At 72.8% G+C, this 19242-nt stretch carries 10 protein-coding genes; 2 read left to right on the top strand and 8 right to left on the bottom strand.

Going from position 1 to position 19242, the window contains the following annotated elements; translation table 11 throughout:
* The first annotated feature begins 227 nt into the window (after window positions 1-227).
* On the top strand, window positions 228-1523 hold the full coding sequence (locus ACZ601_RS16790; protein ID WP_469538295.1) for an SGNH/GDSL hydrolase family protein: 1296 nt from the start codon (window positions 228-230) through the stop codon (window positions 1521-1523).
* A 37-nt stretch (window positions 1524-1560) separates the two neighbouring features.
* On the opposite strand, the gene ACZ601_RS16785 is transcribed toward ACZ601_RS16790, so the two are convergent.
* From ACZ601_RS16785 to ACZ601_RS16750, 8 genes are all read right to left on the bottom strand, one after another.
* Window positions 1561-2976, bottom strand: a complete 1416-nt coding sequence (locus ACZ601_RS16785; RefSeq protein ID WP_469538292.1) for a DHA2 family efflux MFS transporter permease subunit — start codon at window positions 2974-2976, stop codon at window positions 1561-1563.
* On the bottom strand, window positions 2973-12941 hold the full coding sequence (locus ACZ601_RS16780) for an amino acid adenylation domain-containing protein (RefSeq protein ID WP_469538289.1): 9969 nt from the start codon (window positions 12939-12941) through the stop codon (window positions 2973-2975). The genes ACZ601_RS16785 and ACZ601_RS16780 overlap by 4 nt, the downstream gene beginning before the upstream one ends.
* A 1-nt stretch (window position 12942) precedes the next feature.
* Window positions 12943-13728: an ABC transporter ATP-binding protein gene (locus ACZ601_RS16775; RefSeq protein ID WP_469538286.1), complete on the bottom strand. Its 786-nt coding sequence runs from the start codon at window positions 13726-13728 to the stop codon at window positions 12943-12945.
* Window positions 13725-14666: a FecCD family ABC transporter permease gene (locus ACZ601_RS16770; protein ID WP_311307968.1), complete on the bottom strand. Its 942-nt coding sequence runs from the start codon at window positions 14664-14666 to the stop codon at window positions 13725-13727. The genes ACZ601_RS16775 and ACZ601_RS16770 overlap by 4 nt, the downstream gene beginning before the upstream one ends.
* A gap of 50 nt (window positions 14667-14716) precedes the next feature.
* A complete protein-coding gene (locus ACZ601_RS16765; RefSeq protein WP_469538283.1) occupies window positions 14717-15742 on the bottom strand; it encodes a FecCD family ABC transporter permease in 1026 nt (341 codons plus the stop codon).
* Entirely contained in the window at window positions 15739-16737 is a 999-nt protein-coding gene (locus ACZ601_RS16760; protein ID WP_469538278.1) for an ABC transporter substrate-binding protein, read from the bottom strand. Before ACZ601_RS16760 ends, ACZ601_RS16765 begins: the two co-directional genes overlap by 4 nt.
* Window positions 16738-16834: 97 nt before the next feature.
* Complete coding sequence (locus tag ACZ601_RS16755; RefSeq protein ID WP_469538275.1) at window positions 16835-17686, bottom strand: siderophore-interacting protein; 852 nt, start codon at window positions 17684-17686, stop codon at window positions 16835-16837.
* Window positions 17683-17922: a phosphopantetheine-binding protein gene (locus tag ACZ601_RS16750; protein ID WP_390091284.1), complete on the bottom strand. Its 240-nt coding sequence runs from the start codon at window positions 17920-17922 to the stop codon at window positions 17683-17685. The genes ACZ601_RS16755 and ACZ601_RS16750 overlap by 4 nt, the downstream gene beginning before the upstream one ends.
* A gap of 466 nt (window positions 17923-18388) precedes the next feature.
* Between ACZ601_RS16750 and ACZ601_RS16745 the strand changes: the two genes are divergently transcribed.
* Complete coding sequence (locus ACZ601_RS16745; protein WP_469538272.1) at window positions 18389-19219, top strand: 2,3-dihydro-2,3-dihydroxybenzoate dehydrogenase; 831 nt, start codon at window positions 18389-18391, stop codon at window positions 19217-19219.
* Window positions 19220-19242: the final 23 nt, after the last annotated feature.

Raw genomic sequence — 19242 nt, 5'->3', positions numbered from 1 at the left:
TTTCGGCCGCTCATCACGCCGCATGGGACTACATCCACCCGTGGCGGAGCCCCGATATCAGGCGGAGCAACGCGTTCCAGCCACGGGCAAAGACTTCCTCAATGTTGCGAACCACCCCGTAGGGCAACCCTGAAGCCTCACTAACGGGCCACGAGTTCCGTTAGGCCCCTTCGACCTGCTACGGTTCGAGCACCTTAACGGAACCACTAACCCATTAGGGGTCACTCATGGACACCACTCTCGTGCGCCGTATCGCTGCCCCCTTCATCGCCGGATCCCTGGCCACCGGGATCCTGGCCGCCCCGAGCGAGGCCGCGCCCGCCGTCTGGACCGCGGCGTGGGGCGCATCCCCGCAGCTCCCCAGCACGGGCTTCACTCCCAACTGGTCCCAGGAGGGTTTCTCCCACCAATCCGTACGCCAGGTCGTCCGCGTCACCAAGGCCGGCGACCTGGCAAGGATTCGCCTCTCCAACACGTACGGCACCGCGCCGCTGAGGATCACCGGCGCGACGATCGCGCGCACCACGCGAGGCCCTGCGGTCGGGCAGGGCACGGTCCGTCATCTCACCTTCGGCGGCAGGCGGTCCGCGGCAGTACCCGCGCACGGAGAACTTCGCAGTGACGCGGCCCCGCTGAAGCTGAAACGCCTGGAGTCGGTCACGGTCACCCTGTACTTCGCGGGCACGACGGGTCCCGCCACCTTCCACGCCCAGGGCTGGGCCGACACCTACCGCGCGAACGGCGACCACCGGGCCGATACGTCGGGCGCCGCGTACACCGGAAGTACCCAGTCCTGGTACTACCTCTCCGGGATCGAGGTAGGCGGCGGGAAGGGAGGAAGGACCGCGAGAGAGCCCGCCGAGCCGTCGTGCGGGACACCCGCAGAGGGCGGCATCATCGTCTTCGGGGACTCCATCACTGACGGCTTCGGCTCCACGCCCAACACCAACCACCGCTATTCCGACGCCCTCACCGAGCGCACCGGACGGCCCGTCGTCAACCAGGGCATCGGCGGCAACCTGGTGCTCAACGATTCCGCCTGGTTCGGAGAGCGTTCCACCGCCCGTTTCGAACGCGACGTCCTCGACCAGCCCGGCGCCTCCACGGTCGTGATCCTCGAAGGGGTCAACGACATCGGCTTCAGCGAAGCCGTCAAGGGTCCGAACCCGCCGCCCACATACCGGCCCGCTCCGGTTGTCTCGTCAGGCGAACTCATCGCCGGATACCGCGCGCTGATCGGTGCCGCGCACGACAAGGGCCTCAAGGCCGTCGGTGCGACACTGCTCCCGTTCAAGGGCTCGGACCACTGGGGTCCGCACGCGGCGCGGGTCAGCAACGAGGTCAATGACTGGATCCGCCGGTCCGGCGAGTTCGACGCGTACGCCGACTTCGACAGGGCACTCGCCGCCCCGTCCGACCCGGACCGTCTCAGCCCGGCCTATGACCACGGCGACGCCCTGCACCCCAACGACGCGGGCTACCGCGTGATGGCGGACGAGGTGGCCGGGGTCCTCGGGAGGTGATGCCGGAGTCCGGCCGCCGCGAGGCCGGACAGCAACCTCAGGCCTTCTCCGGAACCCCCCTCCTGACCCCCGTCCTCGGCAGTCTCGTCGCACCCGCCGCAGCGCACAGGCAGAAGCCGAGGACCCACCAGAAGGTGTCGCCGAACGCGGCGGGGATGTCGGGGGCGCGGGCCGACAGCCGGTTCTGCAGGACCACCGCGAGGGCGGCGGTGCCGATCGAACCGCCGACCGTGTTGAGCAGGTTGAGCGCGCCGGAGGCACGGGGGAGGTGTTCGGGCTCGATGCGGCTGTAGACGATGTTCATCACGGGTGCGCCGACCATGGCCATGCCGAAGCCGCGGACCGCCAGCGCGGCGGCGATCGCCGCGTCCGGGAGGCCGTGGTGGAGCTGGGTGAAGGGGGCGGTGCCGACGAGGATCAGCACGATGCCGGTGATGACCAGGGTCCTCGGCGCGACCTTGCTGATCGTCCGGGTGACCAGCACGGAGCCGGCCGCCGCGCCGATCCCCTGTGGGGCGAGGAGCAGTCCCGCCTCCCAGGCCGACATACCTCGGCCGGTCTGGAAGTAGAGCGGCAGCAGGAACATCGTGCCGAACACCGACGCGCCCAGGACCAGCAGGGAGAGCGCGGCGGCGCCGAACGGGGGGCGGGTGAACAGGCGGGGGTCGACCAGCGGGGTGCCACGGGTCCGCAGGCCGTGCACGGTGAAGCCGGCCAGCATCGCCAGGCCCACGGCGATGCCCGCGGTGGCCGGGGCGGTGCGGCCGTGGGCGACCTCGGTCAGGCCGAACACCAGCACGGCCAGTCCGGGTGAGAGCAGCAGGGCTCCTCGCAGGTCGAACGGCGTCCGCCGGTTCGCCGGGGGTACCGCCGGTACGTAGCGGCGGGCCAGCAGGGCGGCGGCCAGGCCGATCGGCAGGTTGACCAGGAACAGCCACGGCCAGGGCGCCACCGAGAGGATGGAGCCGCCTGCCAGCGGGCCGAACACCGGTGACAGCAGCGGGACGACGGCGACGACGCTGATCACCCGCCCGGTGCGGCCGGGCCCCGCGACGCGGGCCAGCAGCGCCTGTCCGGTCGCGGGCAGCAGGCCGCCGCCGAGGCCCTGGATCACCCGGAACACGATCAGGCTGGTCACCGACCAGGCCGACGCGCAGAGCACGGAGCCGAGCAGGAAGACGCCCACGGCGGCGAGCCAGGTCCGCCGGCCGCCGTAGCGGTCGGCCAGCCAGCCGGACGCGGGCACGGCGGCGACCACGGCCAGCAGGTAGCCGGTGGTGACCCACTGGATCCCGGCAACGGACACGTCGAACTCGTCGGTGAGACGGTCGATTCCGACGCTGACGATCGTGGCGTCCAGCGTGGCCATGAAGGTGCCGAGCACCAGGATGAACGCGATCCGCAGCAGTTCCCGGTCGACCCGCTCCCGCTGCGGTGCGGCGTTCGCGCTCATCGGTCCTCCAGGAGGCCGAGGATGTCGTCGTCGAAGCGCTCGTCCATGTTCCCGAGCAGGTCGAGCAGTTCCGCCGCGAGTCCGGGGGCGTCGATCCGGCGGGCCAGCACGCCGGTCCAGCCGTCGCCGTCCGGCATGACGGTCAGGGTCACCGGGTGGTGGGTGGCCTCGCGGAAGCGGGTTCCGACGACGGTGAGCCCTGGGGCGGGTTCGCGCAGGCGGTCCGGGTCGACGGGGTAGTTCTCGAACACCACCATGCTGTCGAACAGCCTGTGCCGTCCGGTCAGCCGTTCCAGCTCGGACAGGGGCACGTGGTGGTGCTCGATCAGCGCCCGCTGCCGGGACTGGAGCCGGGTGAGCGTCTCCGCGAGAGTCCCGTCGAGCCGGGCCCGGACCGGCACGGTGTTGGCCAGCAGTCCGATGATCTCCTCCACGCCCTCCAGTTCCGGCGGGCGGCAGGACACCATGGCACCGAAGCAGACGTCCTGGTGGCCGGACCGGCGGGCGAGCAGCACCGCCCACGCGCCCTGCACCAGCGTGTTCGCGGTGAGGCCGCGCCGGGCCGCGAGGCGGGTGAGTCGGGCCACCAGATCCGCGTCGAACTCGATGACCTCGGGTTCCTGCCAGGCCGGGCCGGGCCGGCCGCCGCCCAGGTAGTCGCCCTCGGGCAGGCCGTCCAGTTCGGCGGCCCAGGCCTTGAGGTCGGGTTCGTGCTCGGCGCTCCAGCGCAGGTAGCCGGCGAACGGGACGGGGGCGGGCAGATCCGGGGCCTCGCCGCGCACCCGCGCCGTGTAGAGGGCGAAGAGTTCGGTGAGGATGCGCGGGGCCGACCAGCCGTCGGAGAGCACGTGATGGCTGGTCAGGACCAACTCGGCGCGTTCGGGGCCGCTCCGGATCACGGTCAGCCGCAGGAGCGGGCCGTGGGCGAGGTCGAACGGCTCGGCCAGATCGGCCGCGAGCGCCTCTTCGGCGGGACCGTCCACCACCCGGAAGTCCGGCCGGGGCGATCGCGGGATCACCGCCAGATCGGCGGGGAACACGGCGGCCAGGTTCGGGTGGCGGCCCAGCAGGTCGGTGCCCGCGGCGCGCAGCGCGTCGGTGTCGAGCGGGCCGGCCAGGGAGAACGCCGACTGCACGGTGTACGGGTCGGGGCGCTCGGTGCGCGAGTGCCGCAGCATCACCTCCTGCAACGGGGTCAGCGGCTGCACGTCGGCGGCCGGTCGGTCGTGGTCGAGTGCGCTGAGCTCGGGGGCGGCGGCGACGCGCAGGAGCGCGTCCCGGATGTGCCCGGCCAGGGCTTCGGTCTCGGCGGCGGTGAACAGCGCGGACGGCCAGGTGATCCGGATCCCCAGCGCGTCGTCGCGTACCAGGGCGTTGACCATCAGGCTGTACGGCAGGGGCATCGCGTCGGAGCCGTTCGAGCCGAGCGGGTCTGCGTCCGGGGGCGCCTGCCACGGCGTCTCGCGGTCCGGGGCTCCGGGGTAGCGGCCGAGGTAGTTCCAGGCGATCTCCGGTGCCGCCGGGTCCAGCAGGCCCGCGGCGGTGAGGATGCCGTGGCCGAGGCCGTCGCCCTGGGCGCGCAGCCGCTCCCTGACCGCCTTCACGTCGTCGCCCGCTTCGAGCCTGACGGGGTGGACGGCGGTGAGCCAGCCGACGGTCTGGGACAGGTCGACCTGCCGGGGGCGGCCGTGGCTCTCCAGCGCGACCAGCACCTCGGGTGTGCCGCGCCAGTCCCGTACCGCCTGCGCGAGTGCCGTCAGCAGTACGGCGTCCGGCGTGGTGCGGTAGGCGGCCGGCAGGGTGGTGATCAGGGCGCGGGTCGGTTCCGGGTCGAGCCGGATCTCGTGGTGCTTCGCGGTGGCGACGGTGTCGCGGGCCGGGTCCAGGGGGCTGGTGAGCGCCGGGGTGGCGGTCATCCGCCGCCAGTGCGGGAGTTCGGAGCTCCGGTCGGCGTCGCGCAGTGAGCGCGCCCAGCCGAGGAAGGACTGGCCGTGCCGGGTCAGCGTTCCGCCGGAGTGGGCGTGCTCCAGGTCGTCCAGCAGGACGCGCCAGGACACTCCGTCGACGATCAGGTGGTGGGCGATCAGGAGGAGCCGGCCCGGCCGGTTCGCTCCGGCGTCCACCCAGACCGCGCGCAGCAGCGGACCGGTGCGCGGGTCCATCGACGCGCGGGCCGCGGCGATCGCGGCGTCGGACGGGGCCCGCAGGTCGCCGGTCGCCGTGATGCGGGTGAGTACGTCGGCGGCGGTCACCGCGCCGGCCGGCGGGATGTGCAGGGTGTCGCCGGTCAGACGGGCCCGCAGTACGTCGTGTCGGGCGAGCAGCGCGTCGAGCACGGACCGCCAGCTCGTCTCGTCGCCGCCCGGCGGGACACAGACCTCCACCCACTGGCAGAATCCGTCCGCGGCCGTTCCCGCGCGGTGCAGCAGGTCGCGCATGAGCGGGGTCAGCGGGGCGTCTCCGGTCGTGGGGGCCTGTCCGGCGTCGAGGGCGGCGGCCCGTTCCGCGATCCCGGCGACCGTCTCCCCCTCGAACACGTCCTTGGCGGTCAGGCCGAGTCCCTGGCGGCGGGCGCGCGAGACCACTTGGAGCGAGACGATGCTGTCCCCGCCGATGGCGAAGAAGCTGCTCTCGGGGCCGATGTCATCGGTGCCGAGGACGTCGCGGAACACGCCGAGCAGGACGGCTTCGGCACGGTTGGCGGGTTCACGCCGGGCCGCTGCCTCGGTCTCGGGGGCGGGCAGCGCGGCGGAGTCGAGCTTGCCGCTGGGGCTCAGGGGCAGCCGGCCGATCGGTACGAGCGCTGTCGGCACCATGTGGTCGGGCAGTTCCCTGGCCAGGTGCGCGCGGACCCGCGCGGTGTCGAGGTCGGCGCCGTCGACGGGGATGACGTAGCCGACGAGCCTGCCCTCGCGGACGATGACGGCGCAGGCGCGGACGTCGGGGTGGCCGGTCAGGGTGGACTCGATCTCGCCCAGTTCGACACGGAAGCCGCGGATCTTGATCTGGTGGTCGGCGCGGCCGAGGAAGACCAGCTGTCCGTCCGGCCGCCACCGCACCAGGTCTCCGGTGCGGTACATCCGTTCGCCGGGCGGGCCGAACGGGTCGGCGACGAACGCGGTTGCCGTCAGTCCGGGTCGTCCCAGGTAGCCCCGGGCCAGGCTCGGCCCGGCGAGGTACAGCTCGCCCGTCACGCCGGTGCCCACCGGCTGGAGCCCGCTGTCCAGGACGTAGGCGCGGACGTTGGGGTCGGGGCGGCCGATCGGCAGCGGTCCGGTGTCGTCCGGGTCGTACTGCCAGGTGACGGAGTTGATGGTGACCTCGGTCGGGCCGTAGGCGTTGAACAGCGCCCGGCGGCCCTCGCCCCAGCGTCGCGCCAGCTCGGGGTCGAGGCGCTCGGCGCCGACGACGAAGAACACGTCGGGCTCTACGGTGCGGTCGTCGGGCATCGCGGCCAGGAACGACGGCAGCAGGTTCACTCCGGTGACCCGGTGCTCGGTGATGTAGTCGAGCAGTTCGTCGCCGGGTACCCGCACCTCCTCCGGCGCGATCACGGAGGTGCCGCCGGAGAGCAGCGGCACCATGGTCTGCCAGAACGCGACGTCGAAGCCGGTCGAGGCGAAGTGCAGGTAGCGGTCGTGCTCGGTGACGCCGACGATCTCCTCCTGGAGGGCGATCAGGTCGGGAACGCCTCGGTGGGTCACGCCGACGCCCTTGGGGCGCCCGGTGGTTCCGGAGGTGTAGATGACGTAGGCGAGCGCGTCCGGTGTGAGCCGGGCGCGTGCCCCGGCCGGGTCGGTGTCGGGGACGGCCGCGAGAGTGGCCGGCTCGTCCACCCGCAGGACCGGGATGTCGCGGTCGACGGGGAGTTCGGCGCCGGTCGTCACGGCGGCGGCCGGGTTGATGTCGTCGAACATGTAGGCCAGCCGCTCGCGCGGGTAGCTCGTGTCCATCGGCACGTACACCGCACCGGCCTTGGCGACGCCGAAGAGCGCCACGGTCATCTCGATGTCGCGCCCGAGCAGCACGGCGACCGGGTCCTGGGGCCTGACCCCGCGTGCGATCAGCGCCTGGGCCAGCTGGTTCGCCCGCCGGTCCAGTTCCTCGTAGCTGAGGCTGCGGTCGCGGCAGACCAGGGCCTCTGCGCGCGGCTTGCGGCGTACCCACGCGGCGAATTCGTCCAGCCAGTGCCCGCGCTCCTTGGCGGGTACGGCGTCGGTGCCGGTACGCAGCATCAGGGCCCGCTCCTCCGCGTCGAGTGCGGGGAGGCGGAGTGCGGGCCGGGCCGGGTCGTCGACGATCTCCCGCAGGAGGTTGCGCAGCCAGCGGCCGTAGTCGCGCACGGTCTGCGCGGTGAAGGCGTGCGGCTGGTAGCCGAGGCCGATGGTGATCTCGTCGTCCGGGATGACGATGACGGTGAGCGCGTAGTGCGTGGCGTCGGTGATGTCCACCCCGGCCAGGTCGAGTCCGGGGGTGAGCGGGGTGCGCTTGCGGCTGGAGAGCGGGAAGTTCTCCATCACCAGCATCGTGTCGAAGAGTTCGCCGACGCCGACGGCCCGCTGGATCTCGGGCAGGCCGGTATGGTGGTGCTCGGCCAGTACGACGCTCTCGGCGTGCACCTGTGCCATCAGGGCGGCCGCGGTCTGGTCCTGGGTGTGCCGGACGCGTACCGGGATGGTGGTGCCGAGCTGGCCGATCATCGATTCGACGCCGTCGACCTCGGCGGGCCGGCCGGAGACCGGGCAGCCGAACACGACGTCGCGTCGGCCGGTGAGCCGGCCCAGCAGCAGGCCCCATGCCGTCTGGAGGACGGTCGTCAGGGTGACGCCCTGCTCGCGGGCGAACGCGCGCAGCCGGTCGCTGAACTCGTGGCCCAGCGCGACGGTCTCGCGGCCGGGCCGCTCGACGAGGGTGCCGGTGCTCGCGGGTGCCAGCCGGGTGGCGTCGTCCACGCCGTCCAGCGCGTTGCGCCAGGCGGCGAGTGACGCCTGACGGTCCCGGCCGGCCAGCCAGCGGAAGTACTCCGACAGGGGCGGGGCGGCCGGTACGGCGGGGCCGCCGCTCAGTTCGGCGTAGAGGGCGAGCAGGGTACGGCCGACCAGCGGCATCGACCAGCCGTCCAGCAGGGCGTGGTGGTTGGTGATGACCAGCTTGTGCTCCGCGGGCCCGACGCGGGACAGCAGGAAGCGGATCAGCGGGGGCCTGGCCGGGTCGAAGGGGCGCTCCAGATCGGCGCGGGCCGCTTCGGGGAACCGGTCGTCCTGCCGCCATTCCAGGGCGACTTCGGCGGGGATGACCTGAACCACGTCGTCCCCGGCGGTGCCCAGGTACACCCGCAGGGCGGGGTGGCGGCGCAGCAGTTCGCGGGCGGCCTCCGCCATCCGGTCCGGCTCCAGCTCGCCGGCCAGGGTGGTCACGGCCTGGACGACGTAGACGTCGGTGTCCTGGTCTTCGCGGACCATGGTGTGGAAGGAGAGCCCGACCTGGAGCGGGGTGGCGGGCAGGACGTCGGTGATCGGGCCGGTGCGTTCGAGGGCGTCGATGGCGGGCTGGTCGAGGCCGACGAGCGGGAGGTCGGACGGCGTGAGCCCGCCTTCGGTGTGCAGCGCGTGCGCGGCCAGCGCGTCCAGGGCTGCGGCCCAGGCCTGCTGGAGGGCGGTCACCGCGTCGGCGCCGAGCACTCCGGTCGCGGCGGTCCATTCGACGGCGAGCCGGGGGGCGCCCTCCTCGTGGACGAAGCAGTTGAGGGCGAGGATCTGTTCCAGTGCCTTGTCCCCGGGCTCGATCACCGAGAACGCGTCGCGCTCCGGCAGGTCCCAGCCGCTCGCGGACAACGGGGCGAACCTGCCGAGGTAGTTCAGTAGTACGTCCGGCGGCGGGGTGGCGGCCAGCTCGGGTCCGGTCTCCGGGTCGAGGTGGCGCAGGACGCCGTAGCCGACCCCGCCGTCGGGGACGCCGCGCCGGGCTTCCTTGGCGGCGCGAATCGCCTGCCCTACGTCGTCGCGGGCGGGGACGCGCACCGGGTACTCGCTGGTGAACCAGCCGACCGTGCGGCCCAGGTCGAGGTGTTCGCGGCCGTGGCCCTCCATCGAGACGGTCAGCGCGTCGCCGGTCAGACCCCAGCCGCGCAGCGCGAGAACGAGTGCGGCGAGCAGCACCTCGTCGACTCCGGCTCGGTAGGCGGCGGGCAGCGTGGTCAGGAGCGCCTCCGTGGCCTCGGCAGAGGCGACGGTGACGGACCGGTGGGCGGTGGCGACGGTGTCCCGCCGCTGGTCCAGTGGCCGGGCGCCGAGCCGGGGGGCGGCGGCGAGCGCGGTCCGCCAGTGGTCGAGTTCGCCGCGCCGGGCGCCGGACTCCCCCTGTCCGGCGAGGAGCAGCGCGTGCTGCCGCCAGGACGCGCCGACCAGTTCGAGCGTGCCGCCGGTGCAGGCGGTGTGCAGGTCGGGCAGCAGGATGCGCCAGGAGACGCCGTCCATGGCGAGGTGGTGCACGACGAGGACCAGCCGGTCCGGGGTGTCCTCGCCGGTACGGAGCAGGGCCGCCCGCAGCAGGTCGCCGGAGCTCGGGTCGAGTTCGGCCGCCAGCCGCTCCGCCAAGGCGGTCACGTCCTGACCGCGGACTTCGTCGACGACAGGACGCACCGTGCCGCGCGGCAGGACCTCCAGCCCGTCGGCCACCCGCAGCCGTAGTGCGTCGTGGTGGTCGAGCACGGCCCGTACGCCGGTGACCAGTTCGTGGTGGGCGAGTTCACCGACGCGCAGCGCGGTCCACTGGGCGTACCCGGCGACGGTGCCGGTGTCCGGATGCGGGTCGAGCAGGCCGCGTACGATCGGCGGCGCGGGTACCGGCCCGACCGGCTCGTCCGCCGGCTCGGGCGCCTGTGTCAGCGGTTCGGCGGAGGCTGCCAGCGCGGCGAAGGTGCGGCGGGCCAGCAGGTCCCGGGGGCGCAGCGCGAGGCCCGCCGCCCGCAGCCGGCTGCTGACGGTGATCGCGGTGATGCTGTCGCCGCCGAGGGCGAAGAAGTCGTCGTCCACGCCGACCCGTTCGACGTCCAGCACCTCGGCCAGGACCGCACACAGCAGGCGTTCCCGCTCGGTGCGGGGCTCCCGCCCTGCGCCGCCGGGCAGCACGGGCGCGGGGAGGGCGGCGCGGTCGAGCTTGCCGTTGGGGGTGACCGGCAGCCGGTCCAGCACCACGACCGCCGCGGGCACCATGTGCTCGGGGAGCCGTTCGGCCAGCTGGGTACGGGCCGCCTCGCCGGTGAGCGAGGTGGACACGAGGTAGCCGACCAGCCGGGAGGAGCGCACTCCGGCGGCCGCCGCGGTGACTCCGGGCAGTGCGGCGAGCGCCGCCTCGACCTCGCCGGTCTCCACCCGGTGGCCGCGGATCTTGACCTGTCCGTCGCCCCGGCCCCGGTACTCCAGGCCCTGGCCGGGCAGCCACCTGGCCAGGTCTCCGGTGCGGTACATGCGGTCGCCCGGTGCGCCGAACGGGTCGGCCACGAAGCGCTCGGCGGTCGCCCCCGGCATGCCGAGGTAGCCGCGGGCGAGGTGCGGTCCGGCCAGGTAGAGCTCACCGGCCGTGCCGTGCGGGACCGGTTGCAGCGCGCTGTCCAGGACGTAGGTACGGGTACCGGCCAGGGGGTGGCCGATCGTCGGCCCGTCGCCCTCGATCCGTGCGGTGGTGCTGTCGACGGTTGCCTCGGTCGGCCCGTAGATGTTGCGTGCGGTGACGCCCGATTCGGTGACCCGTCGCCACAGCGCGGGCGGGGTGGCCTCGCCGCCGAGGACCAGGAGCGTCGGGCGCAGGTCCAGCAGCCCGCCCTCGATCAGCGGTGCGGCCATCGACGGGGTGGTGTCCACGATGTCGATGGAGTCGCGGGAGTACGCGGCGAGCAGGGCGTCGGCGTCGCGGGCGGTCTCGGTGTCGTAGACGTGCAGTTCGTGCCCGCACAGCAGCCACACCAGGTGGTCGAAGGCGGAGTCGAAGGCGAAGGAGTAGGTGTGCGCGACGCGCAGTTGCCTGCCCGCGGCCTGCTCGGCCTCGGCCACGACGGTGGCCCGCTGGTGGTGCAGCAGCGAGGCGAGCCCGCCGGTCCGGCCGAGGACGCCCTTGGGGCGTCCGGTCGATCCGGAGGTGTGGATGACGTAGGCGAGGTGCTCGGAGTGCCGGGGCGCGGCCAGTTCACCGGCCGTCAGGGGCGCGCCGGACAGCGGGGCCGCCTCGTCGAGCAGGGTCTCCCACGGGAGGCCTTCGGTCGCGCCGGCGGTCAGGACCAGCGCGGGGCGGGTGTCCTCGATCAGTTCACGCAGCCGCTCGGGCGGGTGTGCGGCGTCCAGGGGCAGGAACGCGGCGCCGGCGTCCAGCACGGCCAGCAGCGCGACCACCGAGTCCGCGGAACGGGGCAGCGCGAGCGCCACGACGTCGTCGGGGCCGATCCCCCGGGCCCGCAGCGCGCGGGCCAGCCGGTGCACCCGGTCCGCCAGGTCCGCCGCGGTCAGCCGGTCCCCGTCGCAGACCAGGGCGGTACGGCCGGGGCCTGCGGCGGCCATCGCGGCGAACGCGGCCGGGACGTCCAGCGGGGTGCCGGGCAGGGCGGGCGGGCACCACTGGGCCGGCGGTTCCGCGTCGCCGGTCAGGGCGATCCGGCCGACGGGCAGTCCGTCGGTCAGCCCGGACAGCAGGGCCAGCAGCCCGGACAGCAGGGCGTCGACCGAGGCCTGGTCCTTGGACCGGGCGTCGACCTCGAAGCCGAGCAGCAGCCCGCCGTCCCGGGTCGGCAGGACGCTGAGGCCCATGTCCTCCGGCGGTCCGCCCGCGACGTTGCGCATCACACCGCCGGCCCCGGCGAAGTCGATCGCCAGGTCGAACGCCTTGAGGTTGATCCCGCGTCCGTGCAGCAGGGCGCCCGCGCCGGGTGCTCCGAGGTCCCTGGGCAGGTCCTCGCCCCGGTAGCGCTGGTGCTCCCGCATCTCGCGCATGGCGGCGGCGACCCGACGGCTCAGCTCCCCCAGTCCGTCCCCGCCGCGCACGGTGACCCGCAGCGGCAGCACGTTGACGGCCATGGCGGGGGTGCGCAGCTCGGCCGAACCGGCCCGGCACATCAGCGGCAGCGCGAACACCAGGTCGGTGCGGCCGAGCATACGGTGCAGGAACGCGGCGTAGCAGGCGATCAGCGCCTCGCCCCAGGCGACGCCCTCCCGGCCGGCGAAGGCGCGCAGCCTGGCCGTCTCCTCCGGGGTGACGACAGCTCGGGCGGTCAGGGTGTGCTCGGGCGAACCGCCGGCGGTGTCGGTCTCGGTCGCGTCGTCGAGTTCGGGCAGCGGTGTGAACCGCTCGACCCAGTAGGCGCGGTCCTCGGTGAACCGGTCGCTCTCCCGGTAGGCCCGGTCGGCGGCGACGAGGTCCGCGAACCCGCCGAAGGTGGAAGCGGGCGGCTCCGTCCCGCGCACCAGGGCGGTGTAGCGGGCGGCGGTGCGCCGGGCGAGCATCGCGGCGGTGTAGCCGTCGAAGACCAGGTGGTGGCCGAGCTGGGTGTACCAGACCTCGCGGTCGGAGAGCCTGATGACGGTACGTGCGTACAGCACCCGGTCCGTCATCCCCCGGCATGCCTCACCCGTGCGGGCCCGCTCGGCGTCGACGAGGGCCTGGGCCGCGGCGACAGGGTCGGCCGCGCCACTGACGTCGACCACCTCCGGCAGCCCGACCGGTTCCCCGCTCACCGCCTGGCGTGGCCCGTCCGGGGTGTCGTACACCCGCAGCCGCAGGGTCTCGGCCTCCTCTGTGGTCGCCCGGACCGCCTCGGCCAGCGCGTCCGCGTCGACCGGCTCCGTGCCGGATATCTCCACCACGTCGCCGACCACGTAGTACGGCGATTCGGGCTCCAGGCGCTGCGCGTTCCAGATTCCCAACTGGGCACTGGTCAGGGCGAGAAGGCCGTCCGAGGGCGCGCTTGCGGTGCTCAACTTACTCTCCTTGAAGTGTGGGTACGACCATCGGCGTGCCGGTCACCGGATCGGGGACGATGACGCTCGGCAGGTCGAACACGTCCTTGATCAGCGCGGCGTCCACGATGTCCCCGGGGACGCCCTCCGCGACCACCCGGCCGTCCTTCATGGCGATCAGGTGGTCCGCGAAGCGGCAGGCCTGGTTGATGTCGTGCAGGACGGCGACCACCGTGCGGCCCTCGTTGCGCAGCCTGGCCAGCAGCCCGAGCAGTTGGTACTGGTGGGTGATGTCGAGGAACGACGTCGGCTCGTCGAGCAGCAGGTAGGACGTCTGCTGGGCGAGCACCATGGCCATCCAGACCCGTTGGCGCTGTCCGCCGGAGAGCTCCTGCACCGGCCGTTCGCGCAGGTCCTCGACGCCGGCGGAGGCCATGGCCTCCGTAACGGCCTCCTCGTCCTGCGCGGACCACAGCGCCAGCATCGACTGGTGCGGGAACCTGCCGCGGCCCACGAGCTGGCGGACCTTGATGTCGTCGGGCGCCAGGGGGTCCTGCGGCAGGAAGCCGAGCTGTCTGGCCAGTGCCTTGGTCGCGTAGCCGCCGACGTCGCGGCCGTCGAGCTCCACCTGTCCGGAGTCGGGGCGCAGCAGCCGGACCAGCGCGCTCAACAGGGTTGATTTCCCACAGGCGTTGGGGCCCACGACGGCGGTGAACGCGCCGTCGGGGATGTCGAGGCTCAGCCGTGTGGACACGACGCGGTCTCCGTAGCGCAGGGTGATCTCCCGCGCCGTCAGGCGTGCGGTCACGCGCGCCTCACCTCCTTGGTCAGCAGCCAGATCAGATAGCAGCCGCCGATCGCGGTGCTCACCACGCCGACGGGCAGCGCGACGGGCGCCAGCAGCATCTGGGCGATCAGGTCGGCGCCCTGGAGCAGCACCGCCCCGGTCAGCGCGGCCGGAAGCAGCGGCACTCCGGCGGCGCCCGCGAGCCTGCGGCCGATCTGCGGGGCGGCCAGGGCGATGAACGCGATCGGCCCGGCCACAGCGGTCACCGTGGCCGTGCAGCCGACGCCGACCAGCACCATCAGCAACCGCAGCCGGCCCAGACCGACCCCGGTGGTCACGGCGACCGCGTCACCGAGCGAGGCCTGGTGCATGGCGTGCGACCGTGCGGTCATCAGGGCCAGCAGCACGGCGATCACCGTGAAGGGAATCCCCAGGTCGGACCAGCCCACGCCGTTGAGCGAGCCGGCGCTCCAGCCGACGGCGGCGATCGCCACTTCGAGTTCGGCGCGCAGCACGATCCACGAGTTGATCGCGGTCACCATCGCGTTGAAGGCGATTCCGATGACCACCAGCCGCAGCCCGGAGAAGCCGCTGCGCAGCGAGAGCAGGTAGATGGCGGCCGCGACGAGCAGTCCGCCGAGCACCGAGCCGGTGGCCAGTTGCGCGGATGTGCCGGACAGTACGGTCATGGCGACCAGAGCGCCCGTGTAGGCGCCGGCGTCGAGGCCGATGACGTCCGGGCTGCCCATCGGGTTGCGGGTGAGGTTCTGGAAGATCGCCCCCGCGACCCCGAGGGCGGCGCCGAACACCAGTCCGGCCAGCACCCGTGGCAGCCGCCAGTCCCGGATCACCACGGAATGGTCCGCGCCGCTCAGCACGGCGAACACCTTGCCGGGGGAAGACCATGACGCCCCGTAGCAGAGCCCGAGCAGGCCCAGGGCGAGCATCAGGGCCACCATCACGGCGACGAGCAGCACCGTGCGGCGTTCGGCCCTCAGTCCGAACTTGTTCACAGTGACCCCGCCCCGTAGCGGCGCACGGCCCAGATCAGCATGGGGCCACCGAGGAAGGCGGTCACGATGGCCACCGGCACCTCGCCGGTGGGCAGCAGGACCCGTGCGCAGATGTCGGCGACGAGCAGCAGGACCGGGCCCAGCACCATCGTGTAGAGGATGAGCCAGGGCACCGAGCCCCCCGCCGGTCTGCGGACCAGGTGCGGCACGATCAGTCCGACGAAGAGGATGGGACCGGCCACCGCGGTGGCCGCCCCGCTGAGCACGGTGATCAGCACCAGGGCCACGCCCCGTACCCGGCCCACCCCGGCGCCCAGGGTGTGCGCCACGCTCTCCCCGAGGGTCAGGGCGTTGAGCGCCCGGCTGAGCAGCAGCGCGCCGAGCAGGGACACGCCGATCGCGGTCAACGGCAGTGCCAGCGGCACCTGTTCGCGCCCGGCCAGCGATCCGACCGACCAGAACCGGTAGCTGTCGAAGGTGTTCGGGAGCATCAGCCGCATGCCCAGCGAGACACCGCCCAGCACCGCGGTCAGGGCGACGCCGGTGAGCACCAGGCGCAGCGGTGAGCGCCGGCCGACCGCGGCGACCAGCAGCGCCGCGAGTACCGATCCGGTGATCGCGAAGCCGAGTTCGCCCGCCTGGCCGGTGGCCAGGCCGAGCGCGGAGCCGACGGTGACGGCGAACCCGGCGCCCGCGGTGACCCCGAGGATGCCGGGCTCGGCCAGCGGGTTGCGGGCCAGCGTCTGGATCAGCGCGCCGGACACCGCGAGCGCGGCGCCCACCGCGACAGCGAGCAGTGCGCGCGGCGCCCGGATGTCCCGCACGATCACGTGGTCGTCGTCGGTGCCCCGGAAGTCCAGCAGGGCCCGCACGACGTCTGCGGGCGGAACGTGTCGGGCTCCGACGCCCATGCTGAGTACGGCGACCGCCGCCAGCAGCACCAGTCCGCCGGCGAGCAGGCCGATCTGCGGCATGGCCCGCCCGGATCTCGCCGCCCGGTACGCGCGGCCCGCGACGGTCACCGGTTCAGCAGCGGAGCGAGCGACTTGTCGATCGCGTCCAGGGTCTTCAGGGCTTCCCCGTAGGTCGCGGCCTCGGTGTAGCGGAACGGGAAGGCCTTCCCGGCCTTGACCGCGGGGAGGTTCTTCCAGAGCTTGGAGTCCAGGACGTACTGGACGGGCTTGGGGACGCTGCCGTCGGCGTTGACCGAGTACGTCATGACGTCGGCCTCGCGGAAGGCGGCCGGGAGTTCCTCGATGGACGGGTACTCGCTGACCGACTGGGAGCCCGGTCCCGACTTCTTGACCTTGCCGTAGTACTTCGCGCCGATGTCGTCCGCGATGTTGGTGCCCCATGAGCCGTCGAACTCGCGCTGGAAGGTGCCCTTGGCGGCGTCACCGTACGCGCCGACGTGGCCCAGCTTGAGCTGGGGCAGCACGCTCTTGTACTTCTTGGCCAGCGCCGCGGCCTTCTCCTCGTAGGTGTTCTTCGCTACGTCGAACTGCTTGAGCGCGCCTGCGGCGTCGGACTGCTTGCGGGACAGCTCGCGCCAGGCGGAGGGCACGGTCGGGCCGATCGCCAGGACCGGGGCGATGGACTCCAGGCGCTTGATGTCGATGTCGCCCAGCACCGGGGCGGGGACCCCGATGATGATCAGGTCGGGCTCGGCCTCGGCCACGGCCTCGTAGTTGGTCTCGGCCGCCTGCTCGCCCGCCACCTTGGGGAGCTTCTTGTACGTGGCGAGGTCGTCCTTGGTCATCATCGGCTCGCCGCGCTGCCAGGAGGAGATCCCGACCAGGGGCGCGTCGGCCTCGATCATGGCGGGCACGGCGTAGCCGGTGGCGACGACCCGCTTCGGGTGGGCGGGGATGGTGATCTTGCCGTTGTCCGCGGCGAACACCCGGGTCCCGCTCGCCTTCGAGGTATCGGACCCGCCGTCAGACGACGACCCGCACGCGGTGAGGAGGAGGGCCAGCGACACGGCGCCGACGAGGCCGGACGATCTGCGTATGGACATGCAATGCTCCTTGATACTTAGGTAAGGCTTACCTTAGTTGATGATCTTTGGGCAGAGCAACCGGGTGCCAGGCGTCACGCCCGCGCACCCGGTCGGATCAGTGCTCGTCCTCGTCGAAGTCGGCCACGCCGCGCTTCCAGTAACCGGTGATGTCATGGTCGGCCTTCGCCAGCCCCAACTCGTCACGGACCCAGCGGCGCAGCGGCTTGATCTGACCCGCCTCGCCCGCGACCCACACGTACGCCCGCTCCCCCTCGGGCACGGCCACCTCGGTCACGGCCCGCACCAGCGCGTCGCCGGTCCCGGCCGGCAGGCCGCCGCGGTGCAGCCAGCGCACCTCGAAGCCCTCGGGCGCCGACAGTTCGATCTCCTGCGTGGCATCGGCGACTTCGATGAACGCCCAGCCCTTCGCGCCCCTCGGGAGCTCCTCCAGCCGGCGCGCGATCGCGGGCAGCGCCGTGATGTCGCCGGCGAGCAGATACCGGTCGTAGGAGTCCGGGACGATCAGCCCGCCGGGCGGCCCCGCGATATGGATGACGTCGCCCGGCCGGGCCGCGTGCGCCCAGTCCGAGGCGAGTCCGCCGTCGTGCGGGGCGATGTCGATGTCGATCTCCCGCGCGGCCGGGTCGTAGCGGCGCACGGTGTACTCGCGCGAGACGAGCGCCGGCCGGGGCCAGCGCAGCATCGCCCCGTTCCGCTCGGGCAGTCGCAGCGTGCCGTCCGGATCCGGGAAGATCAGCTTCACGTGTTCGTCGGACGCGTGGGCCTCGAACCCCTCGGCGCCCGACCCGCCCAGGGTCACCCGCAGCAGGCCGGTGCCGACCATGGCGGTACGGACGACCTCGGTCGCCCGGATGCCGATCGGGTAGCCCACCTTCTCCGCCTGCCGGCCCGTCCGGACCTCCGCGATCCGGTCCAGATGACGGTGCCGGTGATCGGTCCCGCTCATGCCGTACGCTCCGTCAGCAGCGCGGTCCAGTGCGCGAGTTCGGGCTTCTCCGCGAGGTCGGGGAACTCCAGGGAGGACGCCCCCGCGGCACGCCAGCGCTCGACCAGGGCCATGATCCGCATCGAGTCCAGGCCCAGATCGACCAGATTCCCCTCGGGCGCGATCTCGGCGGGGTCGCAGTCGAGCAGTTCCGCGACATCCGCGCGGACGCGTTCGGGCGACAAGGTCTGGTTCATCGGACGGCTCCTGCGGGACGGGCGCCGACCGCGCGGTGCGCGTCGGCGGCGATGACTACGGGGCCACGTCACGGGGCGGCGCGTACGCGCGCACCCGGTCATGGCGTTCACGGGAGAACTCGGCTGCCTCATCGGCCACTTGGCCGTTCCGCGGGCGAACCCACCAGGTTGCGCGGCCGCTCGGTCCGCTCACCCCGGTGCCGACGGAGAAGGCACTCGCACGTCCCCCTCGATGGTTCCGCACGCATGACCGCCCCCCTCTCCCGTTCAAGGTCAGGCAAGGCTAACCTAACCCATTGACACCGAACACCCGAACGCGATCCCGGCACCACTCCCCCTCTCGAACCCCGCGCGCCTCCATGACTGACCGTCACCTCTGCACGCACTGACGCCCATCGACCTCCTCGCATCGATCGGCGGAATAAGTTAGGTTACCCTTACCTAACTACCCCGTAGGAGGTTGCTCATGTTTGAGCGCATACCGGGCGGAATCGGCGAGTTCGATGGCCGTACTGTCCTGGTGACCGGTGCCGCACAAGGCATCGGAGCGGCCGTCGCTGAGCTGTTCGCCGGCCTCGGCGCCCGGGTGGCCGCTACCGACCGTGCGCAGGAGGGCATCGACGCCCTGGCCCTGCGGTGGAACCGGCTACAGGCCGAGAAGCCGGGGGACACGTCCTCGGCGGGCCGGCTGGAGCCGTACGTCATGGACGTCACCGACCGGCCTTCCGTGGAGCGCACCGTGGCGGGCGTCGAGCGCGAACTCGGCCCGGTGGACGTACTCGTGAACGTCGCGGGCATCCTGCGCACCGGCCCGGCCACCCAACTCCGCGCAGAGGACTGGTCGGAGACGTTCGCGGTGAACACGACCGGCGTCTTCCACGTCTCGCAGACCGTCGCACCGCTGATGGCCGGACGGGGCAACGGCAGTGTCATCACGGTCGGTTCCAACGCCGCCGGGATTCCTCGCACCGGCATGGCCGCCTACGCCGCGTCGAAGGCGGCGGCCGCCATGTTCACCCGATGTCTCGGCCTCGAACTCGCCCGCAGCGGCGTCCGCTGCAACGTCGTCGCGCCCGGGTCCACCGACACGGCGATGCAACGCGCCCTGTGGACCGACTCCGGCGCGGAGCAGCGGGTCATCGACGGGGACCAGGCCTCCTACCGGACCGGCATACCGCTCGGCCGGATCGCCGCCCCCGAGGACATCGCCGACGCCGTCGCCTTCCTCGCCTCGGACCGCGCCCGCCACATCACCCTGCAGGAGCTGTACGTCGACGGCGGCGCGACCCTGCGCTGAACCGCGCCCAGCCCGTACGTACC

This window comes from Streptomyces sp. NPDC104307 (assembly GCF_055584045.1).
This window is presented reverse-complemented; position numbering and strand designations above follow the sequence as displayed.